The organism is Beijerinckia indica subsp. indica ATCC 9039, assembly GCF_000019845.1.
Lineage (GTDB): Bacteria > Pseudomonadota > Alphaproteobacteria > Rhizobiales > Beijerinckiaceae > Beijerinckia > Beijerinckia indica.
In genome coordinates this window covers 3,930,001-3,941,823 of record NC_010581.1, presented here as the reverse complement: position 1 = coordinate 3,941,823, position 11,823 = coordinate 3,930,001, and the positions used below count along the sequence as shown (strand labels likewise).

Below are 11,823 nucleotides of genomic sequence, written 5' to 3'. Positions count from 1 at the left end.
GTTTCGTCATAATGGCCGATCGCAACAGAGGATGTGAGGGATGAGCAAGGATCAACTGGCGAGCGTCGCCATCGCCATGACCGCCAAGGGCAAAGGGTTGCTCGCGGCCGATGAAAGCACCAGCACGATCAAGAAAAGGTTTGATGCGATCGGCGTGGAATCCACCGCCGACAGCCGCCGTGACTATCGTGAATTGATGTTTCGCACCGATGAGGCGATGCGCGATTATATTTCCGGCGTGATCCTCTATGATGAAACCATCCGCCAGAACGCCAAGGATGGCACGCCGCTCGTCAAATTGATCGAGGCGGCGGGTTCGATCCCGGGTATCAAGGTGGATTCCGGCGCCAAGCCTTTCCCCAATTTCCCCGGCGAAACCATCACCGAAGGCCTCGACGGGCTCGCTGTCCGCCTCAAGGAATATTATGACCTTGGTGCGCGCTTCGCCAAATGGCGCGCGGTTATCGATATTGCCGAGGGCGTGCCGACCTATGGCTCGATCCGGGCCAATGCGCATGCGCTCGCCCGCTATGCGGCTCTCTGCCAGGAAGCCAATATCGTTCCGATCGTCGAGCCGGAAGTGCTGATGGATGGCAATCACTCGATCGAGCGCTGCTATGAAGTCACCGAACTGGTCCTGAAGACCGTTTTCGAGGAACTCTACCTCAATCGTGTCTTCCTCGAAGGCATTGTGTTGAAGCCTAATATGGTGGTGCCCGGCAAATTGGCGCCGCGTCAGGCGAGCCCCGAGGAAGTGGCCGAGCAGACCCTGCGCCTGTTCCGCAATGCCGTGCCTTTGGCGGTTCCTGGTATCGCCTTCCTCTCCGGCGGCCAGTCCGATGTGGAAGCGACCGCCAATCTCGACGCGATCAACCGGATCGGTCCGACGCCCTGGGCGATCACCTTCTCCTATGGTCGCGCCTTGCAGGCGGCTCCGCAAAAGGCTTGGGGCGGTAAGGTGGAGAATGTTCCCGCCGCGCAAAAGGCTTTCACGCATCGCGCTCGCATGAATTATCTGGCGGCGCTCGGCCAATGGTCCGATACGCAGGAAAGAGCGGTCGCCTGATAGGAGCCTTTCAGGCCAAGCAAACGAATGAGCTCTTTGTGATCGGATTTGCATCCGGCGCAAAGGGCTTTGGTTTTCAGGATTCAGCCGGAAAGGCCGCCGCGATCAGTTCGCTCGTGTAATCCATCCTCGGTCGTGTGAGAATCTCCTCCGCTGGACCGCTTTCCACCAAATGGCCCATCCGCATGACGCCGATCGTGTCGGCCATGGCGCGCACGGCGCCGAAATCATGGCTGATGAAGAGATAGGTCAGGCCATGGCTTGCCTGCAAAAGGCTGAGCAATTCCAGGATCTCCGCTTGCACGGAGCGGTCGAGCGCGGACGTCGGTTCATCGAGCAGCAAAAGTTTCGGCCGCAGAATCATGGCTCGGGCGATGGCGATGCGTTGACGCTGTCCGCCGGAACATTCGGCAGGGAACCTGTGGCGAAGAGCGGGGTCGAGTTTGACCTCCTGCAGGGCAAAAGCCGCGCGCGCATCCAGGGCTTGTGCGTTCAAACCCGGCTCATGAATACGGAGGCCTTCGGTGATGATGGCACCGATGCGCATGCGTGGCGACAAGGCCTGATAGGGATCTTGAAAGACGATCTGCATCGCATGGCGGAAGGGCCGCAGGGCGCGGGGTTGGAGGGCGACGAGATCGCGCCCCTCGAATAGAATCGAGCCCGAGGCCGGCACCAGCCGCAACAAAGCCCGAGCCAGGGTCGATTTGCCTGAACCCGATTCTCCGACGAGCCCAAAAGTCTCGCCCTGTCGCAAGGTGAGATTCACATGATCGACGGCGGTGAAATCTTTTTCACGCGGTCGAAAAAGACCAAAAGAGGGCAAGCCGAGCGTGCCGCGCCGCTTGAAACGCACAGTAAGATCTCGGGCCTCGAGAAGATTTTTGGCTTCGAGAGGATGTGGCCGCAAGCGGGGGCGCGGCGCCGCGCCGAGCAGCAGGCGCGTATAAGCCTCACGCGGATGGTGAATGATCTCCCGGGCGGGACCGCTTTCGACGATTCTCCCCTGATGCATGACATGGACGCTATCGGCGATGCGCCGCACCAGGCCGAGATCATGGCTGATGAATAAGAGCGCCATGCCAAGTCTTTGCTTCAAGTCCTCGATGAGATCGAGAATGCGGGCGGCGAGCGTCACGTCGAGCGCCGTCGTTGGTTCGTCGGCGATGAGCACCGCGGGTTCGCAAGCAATCGCCATGGCAATGGCGACACGTTGGCGCTGACCACCCGATAATTCATGCGGATAGGCCTTTACGCGCCGCTGGGGGTCGGGAATGCCCACTTGGTCGAGCAATTCGCAGGCGCGGGTCAAAGCGGCGCGGCGGCTGAGACCGAGATGATGGCGCAGGATCACACCGATCTGCGCGCCGACCGGAAACAGCGGATCGAGCGCCGACATAGGCTCTTGGAAAATCAGCGCGATGCGCCGTCCACGCAGGCGATTGAGCGCCAGCTCAGAAAGCGAGAGCAGATCCTGGCCCTCAAAGAGGATTTGCCCGGAAACCTTGGCCGGCTCTGGCAGAAGCCGCAAGGCTGCCAGCGCTGTCTGGCTTTTGCCCGAACCCGATTCGCCGACTAGGGCAGCGGTCTCGCCCGGGTGCAACGACAAGGTCAGATCGCGCACGATGGCCTGCCCGCCATAGCTGATCGAAAGATCGCGAAAAGCGAGCAGGGGCTTGTCTGTCTGCCCAGATGCGGTTGCTGGCGCCATCACCGCCGTCATCGTGAAGTCTCGAAGAGATCGCGCCAGCCCGCGCCAAGCTGATGCAGCGCGGCGAGGGTCAGGCCGAGAAACAGAGATGGAAAGACCAGCAAATGCGCGGCGCTCTGGATGGTGCGGGCGCCATCGGCGATCAATACGCCCCAGCTCGTCAAGGGTTCCTGCACGCCAAGGCCGAGGAAGGACACAAAGCTTTCGAGCAGAATGACGCGCGGCACCAGCACGGCCATATAGGCCATGATCGGTCCCAGCGCATTGGGCAGAATGTGATGCCAAAGAATGGCGGGCACCGAGGCGCCCAGCGCTTCGGCGGCCAGTACGTAATCGCGTTGTTTCAGGCTGAGCGTTTCCGCGCGCACGATGCGGGCCATATCGAGCCATTCGACGGCACCGATGGCGATGAGGATCAGCAGGAAGCCGCGGCCAAGAACCATGGTCAGGACGATGACCAGGAAGATGAAAGGCAGCGCATAGACGATCTCGACAAGCCGCATCATTAATGCACCAGTAGCGCCGCCGAGATAACCGGCCAAGGCGCCAAAGGCGACCCCGATGATCAGAGCGACAAATGAGGCGAGCAGGCCGACGGCGAGAGAAATCCGGCCGGCGACGAGCACACGGGTCAGAAGATCACGGCCATTGGCATCGGTGCCGAACAGAAAATAGCTGTGGCGCAGGGGCGTCTCGAGGGTGATTTCCCGGCCCGCATCCGTTTGTTCCAGAAGGCGCGCCGGCCCGAAGAGATCCGACCGCGCAAAGCCGCGCAGCACACGTTCGTCGATCGGCTTGTCGCTGGCGAATGTGACGCGCGCTGACTCTCTTTCAAGAGTGGAATGCGCGAGCCGCAGCCGCAAGGAATGAGCAATATCCGCAAGCGCCGTTTCGGCCTCGGCCTCAGTGGGATGCGCGGCCAGGGAGGGGGGCAGCAGCAGATAATCGCGATAGACCTGATCATGGGCATGTGGCGAGAGCCAGGGACCGATGAGGCAGGCGAGCGTCATCACGGCCAGAAAGACGAGGCTGGCTCGTTGCGGGAGGGAGAATGTTTTGGAGGACGCCATTTCATTCATGGCTGATGCGCGGGTCAAGCCAAGCGGCGATGAGATCGGCGAGGAGATTGAAGCCGACGACGAGACAAGCGACGATGATCACCGCGCCCATCACGACCGTATAATCACGCCCCAGTGCGGCATCGACGAAATAGCGGCCCATGCCGGGCAGGCCAAAAATCGTTTCGACGACCATGGAGCCGGTGAGCACATTGGCGGCGGCAAGGCCAAGATAGGCGACGACCGGCACCAAGGCGCCGCGCAAAGCATGGCCGTAAATCGTCTTGGCCGGCAGGCCGAAAGCCCGCAAGGTGCGAATATGCGGCTCCGCGAGATGATCGCGCATGGCCGCGCGCGTGAGACCAGCAATCGCGGCAGTGAGGGGCAGGGAAAGGGTTAGGACGGGCAGGATTTGATGGCGCCAAGCGCCCTCCTCCCAGCCGCCGACCGGCAGGATTTTGAGGTCGAGGCCGAAAGCAAGCTGCAGGAGTGGCGCCACGACAAAGGGCGGGATGACGAGAGCGAGCAGCATGAAGACGCCGGCAAACCGCGCCACGAGGGTCCGAGGACCCGCCGCCGCAATAAGCCCGAGCGGCAGGCCCAACCCGAAGGCGAGAATGAGCGCCGCACCGCCAAGCCGCAAGGACACCGGGAGCGCCTTGGCGAAGAGTTCGTTGACGGTGAAATCACGCCAATGCAGACTCGGGCCGAAATCGCCCCTCATCAGGCTTTCAAGATAAAGCATGAACTGGTTCGGGAGGGACAAGTCGAGGCGATAGATCCGCCGCAGATTGGCGGCGATCGCTGGATCGAGCGCACGCTCGCCGTCAAAGGGGCCGCCCGGTGCGAGCCGCATGAGAAAGAACGACAAAGCGGCGATGATCAGAAGGGTAGGGATCGCGGCCAGAAGCCTGTTCAGCACGAAACGGATCATGGCGCGATCGATATATAACGGCCACGATGCACATCGAGCGCATTGGTGTGCCAGCCGCGCAGTTTCGGAGAGATCAGATTTTTTGATTTGAAGATGAGCAGCGGCACATAGGGACCCTCGGCGAGCAGTAAGGCCTCCGCCTGGTGCAAAAGCGCGGTGCGCCGCGTTGCATCATCCTCTTGAGCGGCATCGCGCATCAATGAATCATAGGTCTCGTTGCTGAAGCTCGAAATATTGAGACCCTTGTTGCCGCTTTCGGCGAGAAACAGGAAATTTTCCGCATCTGGAAAATCGGCGAACCAGCCGTAACGGAGAACATTGAAGGGCCGGCGCTCATGCATGAAGGCATAATGGCTGGTTGCGTCACTGGCGACAAGCGTGGTCTCGACGCCAATCTGTTTCCACATATCGGCGACGGCGACGGCCGTGGCGCGGTGGTTTTCCGAAATATTATAGCGAATCTCGACGGTGAGCGTCTTGCCGCTCGGCCCAAAACCCGCCTCGGCCAGGAGCTTTTTGGCCTCATCTTCCCGCTCGATGGGCGTTTTATCCTTGAAGGCGAGTTCGGCCGGCGTGCCGTAGGATTCAATGCCGGGCGGGACGAAACTATAGCCCGGCTCCATCGTGCCGCCCCAGATTCGTTCGGCGAGAAAATCGCGGTCGATCACCATCGAGAGAGCCTTGCGCACGCGAATATCATCGAAGGGCGGGCGCCGCGTGTCGAGTGCGTAATAGTAAGTGCCGAGATTAGGGGCGAGCTTGAATTGGTCGCCCAGTGTTCGGCGCACGAAGCGGATCTGATCGACGGGCACATCGCTATAGGACTGGATTTCGCCGGCCAGGAACCGGCGCAAAGCGGCCGAACGATCTTCCAGCGGATAGAAAATCTCTTTGTCGAGCCCGATGCGCGCCGCATCGTAATGATGCGGGTTCTTGACAAGGACGAGACGATCGTTGGGCGAGAATTCCGCCAGCATGAAGGGGCCATTGGTGACAAGATGGCCAGGATGCACGAAATCGCTGCCATAGGTTTCAATCGAACGGCGGTGGAGAGGTTTCGCCGTCACATGCGTGAGTTGCGCGAGCAGATAGGGAACCGGCTCATCGAGCGTGATTTCGAGACGATCGTCAGCGGGCGCCTGCACACCGAGCGCTTCCACCGGCAATTGCCCTTTATTGACCTTTTCCGCATTTTTCAGCGTATAGAGAATATTGGCATAAGGCGCCCCGGTCTTGGGATCCATAAGGCGGCGAAAGGCATAGACGAAATCTTGTGCCGTCACTTTGTCGCCGTTCGACCATTGCGCATCGGGGCGCAAATGAAAGCGATAGACGCGCCGATCCTCACTCACGCACCAGTGCGAAGCAACACCCGGTTGCAGGCGCCCTTCCGCATCGAGAATGACCAGCCCTTCGTAAAGCTCGGCGAGGACATGGCCCTCGATGACCGTGGTCGCCTTGTGGGGATCCAGTGAGCCCGGATCGCCGAGTTCGCCGCGCTGCCAAATTTGCGCGGTCGTGGCGGGCTCGGCCTGAATCGGCGGAGGAAAGGGGACGATCAACCCGGCAAGAAGCAGCAGCTTGATGAGAAGCCGTCTGGCTAATGTGCGGCCATGCGTCCCGAAGCTTTGTGCTTGCTGTATTGATACGTTCATTGCATCATAGGCGCTGGGTGCACGACTGAAGCGCCTGGTCCGTGGCGCTCGATCGGTGTCACGGACCAGGAAATTTGCACATGCGTCGTGTTGGTGGTAGCCCTGAATGAATTCGTCATGTTTGCACCGGCTGCGCGAAGAAACTCACGCGATGGCCACCTTGTGGCTTGCCACGGGAATCTGGGCCCGGACCTTGGCGGCCAGCGCGGGATCGATTCGCGCGGAGACGAAGCCCACCCCGTCCGAGGCTTTGGCGATGACATGGCCCCAGGGATCGACGATCAGGGAATGGCCATAGGATTGGCGGGTTTCCTTGCCGATCGAATGGGGGCCGGTCTGCGCAGGGGCGCAGACATAGGCTTGTGTTTCGATCGCGCGGGCGCGCAGCAAAACCTCCCAATGATCCTTGCCGGTCTGCATGGTGAAGGCGGCGGGCACGACGATCATGGTCGCGCCTTTGGCGACAAGGGCCTGATAGAGATCGGGAAAACGGATATCATAGCAGATAGAGCAGCCGACGATCATATCCTCGCAAGGATAGGTGGCGATTGCATCGCCCGGCTTGAAGGAATTGCTCTCGCGATAGGCCGTGCCGTCGGGGGCCGTAATGTCGAACATATGGATCTTGCGATAGCGCGCGATCTCCTGACCGGTGCGGTCGAAGACCACGGTCGTGTTGTGCAGCCGATCCTCGCCCGGAATTTTTTCGAGAATCGATCCAGCATGGATGAAAATCCCGTGGCGCCGGGCAAGATCCTGCATGGTTTTATAGGCTGAACCATCCGGCAAGGTCTCGGCAGCGGCCAATTTGTCGGCGCGGGTGCCACCAATGAAATCAAACACCTCGGGCAAAGCCACCCAGTCGGGACGTTCCAGAGCTACGGCGGATTCGATCAATTCGGCCGCGGTTTTGAGATTGGCGGCTTTGTCGCCGATCGTGTTCATCTGGATGAGAGAGAGTTTCACGGCGTTTAATTCCCTTGTCTTCCACGATTCGCGGCAAGGCCATTTGGGGCTTTGAAGCCGTCTCGAGAGCCTGGCTCTGCCCAGATTAAGCATCAAGAGCGCGAGATACTATCCTTTTCGCGGAGCCCAATGCGGCGAGAAGGGCAAACCACGCCGATTCTCTGCATGAGGATTATCGAACCAAGTCTGCGACAGAGGCGTTTATGTGCATCCCTTTGCGCCATCATATGATTGATTAGCACTGGCTTTTAAGGGGAGCAGGCCGAAAACAGTCTCTCGCGTTGAGGCGGGAGGAGAGCCCCGCCTGCTCGAACGGAGCGCTGCCGGTTCCGCCAGAAATCCTCCTCTCTTCCTGCCAGGAGCCAGGCTAAAGCTTCCTAGGGCCTGAGTAACAAGTTGTATTTATGGGGTAATTCCTATCGTGTCTCTTTTTTGAAGAAATTTCATTGACAGTCGGAACGGGGGAGTTCTATAAGGCGTTCATCGACGGCGCCGCTGAAATGAGTGGCTGACGCGAGACACTTTTCCTGATTTTATCGGGTTTAGGCTGCCCTGGCTGAGAGGCTGGGTGGTTTGGTGTCTTTGGGTTAGGGAGTTTTTGCTTCCGCTGTTTTGGACTACGCTGTTTGACAATTGAATCGGAAGAAAGAGAAACGTGGTCGGCGGGATCCTTGCGGTTCGTCTCTGAGAGGGGACGGACGTCTAGAGAACTCTGGCGGTCACGGAACAAGTTCATCGTGTTTTGAGCTGAGAAGCTTGAGACGGATGTGCTTGGGACTCGTCGAATAGAGTAGTGACCAGCCGGCATTGAATTCTCGATTTAACTTGAGAGTTTGATCCTGGCTCAGAACGAACGCTGGCGGCAGGCCTAACACATGCAAGTCGAACGCTGTAGCAATACGGAGTGGCAGACGGGTGAGTAACACGTGGGAACATACCCTTTGGTTCGGAATAACTCAGGGAAACTTGGGCTAATACCGGATACGCCCTACGGGGGAAAGATTTATTGCCGAAGGATTGGCCCGCGTCTGATTAGCTAGTTGGTGAGGTAATGGCTCACCAAGGCGACGATCAGTAGCTGGTCTGAGAGGATGATCAGCCACATTGGGACTGAGACACGGCCCAAACTCCTACGGGAGGCAGCAGTGGGGAATATTGGACAATGGGCGCAAGCCTGATCCAGCCATGCCGCGTGAGTGATGAAGGCCTTAGGGTTGTAAAGCTCTTTTACCTGGGAAGATAATGACGGTACCAGGAGAATAAGCCCCGGCTAACTTCGTGCCAGCAGCCGCGGTAATACGAAGGGGGCTAGCGTTGTTCGGATTTACTGGGCGTAAAGCGCACGTAGGCGGATCTTTAAGTCAGGGGTGAAATCCCAAGGCTCAACCTTGGAACTGCCTTTGATACTGGGGATCTCGAGTCCGGGAGAGGTGAGTGGAACTGCGAGTGTAGAGGTGAAATTCGTAGATATTCGCAAGAACACCAGTGGCGAAGGCGGCTCACTGGCCCGGTACTGACGCTGAGGTGCGAAAGCGTGGGGAGCAAACAGGATTAGATACCCTGGTAGTCCACGCCGTAAACGATGGATGCTAGCCGTTAGGCAGCTTGCTGCTTAGTGGCGCAGTTAACGCTTTAAGCATCCCGCCTGGGGAGTACGGTCGCAAGATTAAAACTCAAAGGAATTGACGGGGGCCCGCACAAGCGGTGGAGCATGTGGTTTAATTCGAAGCAACGCGCAGAACCTTACCAACCTTTGACATGTCTCGTTTGGTTACCAGAGATGGTTTCCTTCAGTTAGGCTGGCGAGAACACAGGTGCTGCATGGCTGTCGTCAGCTCGTGTCGTGAGATGTTGGGTTAAGTCCCGCAACGAGCGCAACCCACGCCCTTAGTTGCCATCATTCAGTTGGGCACTCTAGGGGGACTGCCGGTGATAAGCCGAGAGGAAGGTGTGGATGACGTCAAGTCCTCATGGCCCTTACGGGTTGGGCTACACACGTGCTACAATGGCGGTGACAATGGGATGCGAAGGGGCGACCCTCAGCAAATCTCAAAAAGCCGTCTCAGTTCGGATTGTACTCTGCAACTCGAGTGCATGAAGTTGGAATCGCTAGTAATCGTAGATCAGAACGCTACGGTGAATACGTTCCCGGGCCTTGTACACACCGCCCGTCACACCATGGGAGTTGGTTCTACCCGAAGGCGTTTTGCTAACCGCAAGGGGGCAGGCGACCACGGTAGGGTCAGCGACTGGGGTGAAGTCGTAACAAGGTAGCCGTAGGGGAACCTGCGGCTGGATCACCTCCTTTCTAAGGATGATCCTTCAGGATTGGGATTTTCCCCATTCTATCGGATCACTTGGAACATATGGCTAGTCAGGCCAACTTCGCGGGATTTCGCCGCCTTCGTTTCTCTTTCTTCCTGGACGAGCCCGCGCTACCTGCTTTGAATTCATAAATCTTATGGGTTTGGCAGCTAGTGTGTTCAACGGTTCGGGCTTGTAGCTCAGTTGGTTAGAGCGCGCGCTTGATAAGCGTGAGGTCGGAAGTTCAAGTCTTCCCAGGCCCACCATTATAAGCAGCCTCAAACGCCGGCGTGGGCCTCCGCCCACTTGGCTTACGCGCATCAGGCGCGGCGGCCTTTGGCCTTGCGGCGCTTTGCGCCGAAGCTCAAGCTACTTAGGCCTGAGGCAAGGTATAAGGGGCCATAGCTCAGTTGGGAGAGCGCGTGCTTTGCAAGCATGAGGTCGTCGGTTCGATCCCGTCTGGCTCCACCAGATGGGTGTATTGCCGTCGGCTTTAACTGCTTTACGCGCTTGGCTCTTTGATCTGGTTCGTCCGATTTGACCGTTTCGCGGCTTCTACGAGAAGTACGCGGGTTGTCTTACATTGTGAAAAGGAAACATATCCGATTATGGCATCGGGTTTTGGCTCACTGGGTTTTGCTCAAGGGGTCTGGACTTGGATGACATAAGCGCTTCAGTCAGTGAACGGTGCGACCGCACGTTCTCGGATATGTTTGAAGCAAACTGGTCTTTTATGATCATGCCTTTTTTGAGTTAGGTTTTCGTGCCGTCAGGCACGGCGGCCATTCGGCCTTTGGCGCGTTGCGCTGGAGGGTGAGACTCGGGAAAAGACCGCGCCGAGCGGTGGGCATTGATAATGAGAGCGATCAAGTGTCTTAAGGGTATCCGGTGGATGCCTTGGCGCTGAGAGGCGATGAAGGACGTGGTACGCTGCGATAAGTCATGGGGAGCTGCGAACAAGCTTTGATCCGTGAATTTCCGAATGGGGAAACCCACCTTCGATATCTGTAATTTTGAGTTCTGTTTGGGAGCAATTCTTAGGAGCGATCCTTGGGGTTGATTTTGGGCAGGGTTCGAAATTGCAGATATCAGATGAAGGTATTTGTTCCTGAATCCATAGGGAACAAAAGCAAACCTGGGGAACTGAAACATCTAAGTACCCAGAGGAAAGGACATCAACGAGACTCCGTTAGTAGTGGCGAGCGAACGCGGACCAGGCCAGTGCTTTTGTTTTTCTAACTGGAACCGATTGGAAACTCGGGCCTCAGTGGGTGATAGCCCCGTACGGATTTCGAGAAACAAAAGACTTGAGTAGGGCGGGACACGTGAAATCCTGTCTGAACATGGGGAGACCACTCTCCAAGCCTAAGTACTCCTCAGCGACCGATAGCGAACCAGTACCGTGAGGGAAAGGTGAAAAGCACCCCGACGAGGGGAGTGAAATAGTCCCTGAAACCGGATACCTACAAACAGTAGGAGGGCGAAAGCCTAACTGCGTACCTTTTGTATAATGGGTCAGCGACTTAATCTGACGTGCAAGCTTAAGCCGGTAGGTGTAGGCGCAGCGAAAGCGAGTCTGAATAGGGCGTTCAGTTCGTCGGATTAGACCCGAAACCTAGTGATCTAGCCATGAGCAGGTTGAAGGTGCGGTAACACGCACTGGAGGACCGAACGGGTGTCTGTTGAAAAAGACTCCGATGACTTGTGGTTAGGGGTGAAAGGCCAACCAAACTGGGAAATAGCTGGTTCTCCGCGAAATCTATTTAGGTAGAGCCTCGTATGAATACTCCAGGGGGTAGAGCACTGGATGGGCTAGGGGGGTACACAACCTTACCAAACCTAACCAAACTCCGAATACCTGGAAGTACTGTACGGGAGACACACGGCGGGTGCTAACGTCCGTCGTGAAGAGGGAAACAACCCAGACCAACAGCTAAGGCCCCCAATTCGTGGCTAAGTGGGAAAGGATGTGGAAATCCCAAAACAACCAGGAGGTTGGCTTAGAAGCAGCCATCCTTTAAAGAAAGCGTAACAGCTCACTGGTCTAAATAAGGGTTTCTGCGCCGAAGATGTACCGGGGCTCAAGCCACGAGCCGAAGCTTTGGGTGTGCGCAAGCACGCGGTAGCGG

General features: G+C 57.7%; 6 protein-coding genes, 2 tRNA genes and 2 rRNA genes (1 of these 10 only partly in view). 5 read left to right on the top strand and 5 right to left on the bottom strand.

Features of this window, described 5'->3' with window-relative positions; all coding sequences use genetic code 11:
* The first annotated feature begins 40 nt into the window (after window positions 1–40).
* Window positions 41–1,066, top strand: a complete 1,026-nt coding sequence (locus tag BIND_RS17615; RefSeq protein ID WP_012386371.1) for a class I fructose-bisphosphate aldolase — start codon at window positions 41–43, stop codon at window positions 1,064–1,066.
* Window positions 1,067–1,142: 76 nt separating this feature from the next.
* On the opposite strand, the gene BIND_RS17610 is transcribed toward BIND_RS17615, so the two are convergent.
* The 5 genes from BIND_RS17610 to BIND_RS17590 all read right to left on the bottom strand — a co-directional run bounded on the left by BIND_RS17610 (window position 1,143) and on the right by BIND_RS17590 (window position 7,390).
* Window positions 1,143–2,789: an ABC transporter ATP-binding protein gene (locus tag BIND_RS17610; RefSeq protein ID WP_012386370.1), complete on the bottom strand. Its 1,647-nt coding sequence runs from the start codon at window positions 2,787–2,789 to the stop codon at window positions 1,143–1,145.
* Window positions 2,786–3,847 carry an ABC transporter permease gene (locus BIND_RS17605; RefSeq protein WP_012386369.1) on the bottom strand — a complete coding sequence of 354 codons (1,062 nt, stop codon included), beginning with the start codon at window positions 3,845–3,847 and terminating at the stop codon, window positions 2,786–2,788. Before BIND_RS17605 ends, BIND_RS17610 begins: the two co-directional genes overlap by 4 nt.
* Window position 3,848: 1 nt before the next feature.
* Window positions 3,849–4,769, bottom strand: coding sequence for an ABC transporter permease (locus BIND_RS17600; RefSeq protein ID WP_012386368.1), 921 nt, complete (start codon window positions 4,767–4,769; stop codon window positions 3,849–3,851).
* On the bottom strand, window positions 4,766–6,424 hold the full coding sequence (locus BIND_RS17595; protein ID WP_012386367.1) for a peptide ABC transporter substrate-binding protein: 1,659 nt from the start codon (window positions 6,422–6,424) through the stop codon (window positions 4,766–4,768). The genes BIND_RS17600 and BIND_RS17595 overlap by 4 nt, the downstream gene beginning before the upstream one ends.
* A gap of 144 nt (window positions 6,425–6,568) precedes the next feature.
* A complete protein-coding gene (locus BIND_RS17590) occupies window positions 6,569–7,390 on the bottom strand; it encodes a carbon-nitrogen hydrolase family protein (RefSeq protein ID WP_012386366.1) in 822 nt (273 codons plus the stop codon).
* An 821-nt stretch (window positions 7,391–8,211) separates the two neighbouring features.
* Here BIND_RS17590 and BIND_RS17585 point away from each other — a divergent pair.
* The 4 genes from BIND_RS17585 to BIND_RS17570 all read left to right on the top strand — a co-directional run.
* Window positions 8,212–9,698, top strand: a 16S ribosomal RNA gene (locus tag BIND_RS17585).
* A gap of 185 nt (window positions 9,699–9,883) precedes the next feature.
* A tRNA-Ile gene (locus BIND_RS17580) sits at window positions 9,884–9,960 on the top strand.
* Between the two features lie 129 nt (window positions 9,961–10,089).
* Window positions 10,090–10,165 (top strand) — tRNA-Ala (locus BIND_RS17575).
* 393 nt (window positions 10,166–10,558) lie between these two features.
* Window positions 10,559–11,823: ribosomal RNA gene (locus tag BIND_RS17570) — 23S ribosomal RNA — on the top strand; it runs 1,565 nt beyond the window's last position.
* The 16S and 23S rRNA genes sit together here with 2 tRNA genes alongside, the layout of an rRNA operon.

Excerpts from the sequence above, each read along its gene's own strand:
- BIND_RS17595 (WP_012386367.1), bottom strand. The coding sequence starts at position 6,424 with ATGAACGTATCAATACAGCAAGCACAAAGCTTCGGGACGCATGGCCGC.
- BIND_RS17615 (WP_012386371.1), top strand. The coding sequence starts at position 41 with ATGAGCAAGGATCAACTGGCGAGCGTCGCCATCGCCATGACCGCCAAG.
- BIND_RS17610 (WP_012386370.1), bottom strand. The coding sequence starts at position 2,789 with ATGACGGCGGTGATGGCGCCAGCAACCGCATCTGGGCAGACAGACAAG.
- BIND_RS17600 (WP_012386368.1), bottom strand. The coding sequence starts at position 4,769 with ATGATCCGTTTCGTGCTGAACAGGCTTCTGGCCGCGATCCCTACCCTT.
- BIND_RS17605 (WP_012386369.1), bottom strand. The coding sequence starts at position 3,847 with ATGGCGTCCTCCAAAACATTCTCCCTCCCGCAACGAGCCAGCCTCGTC.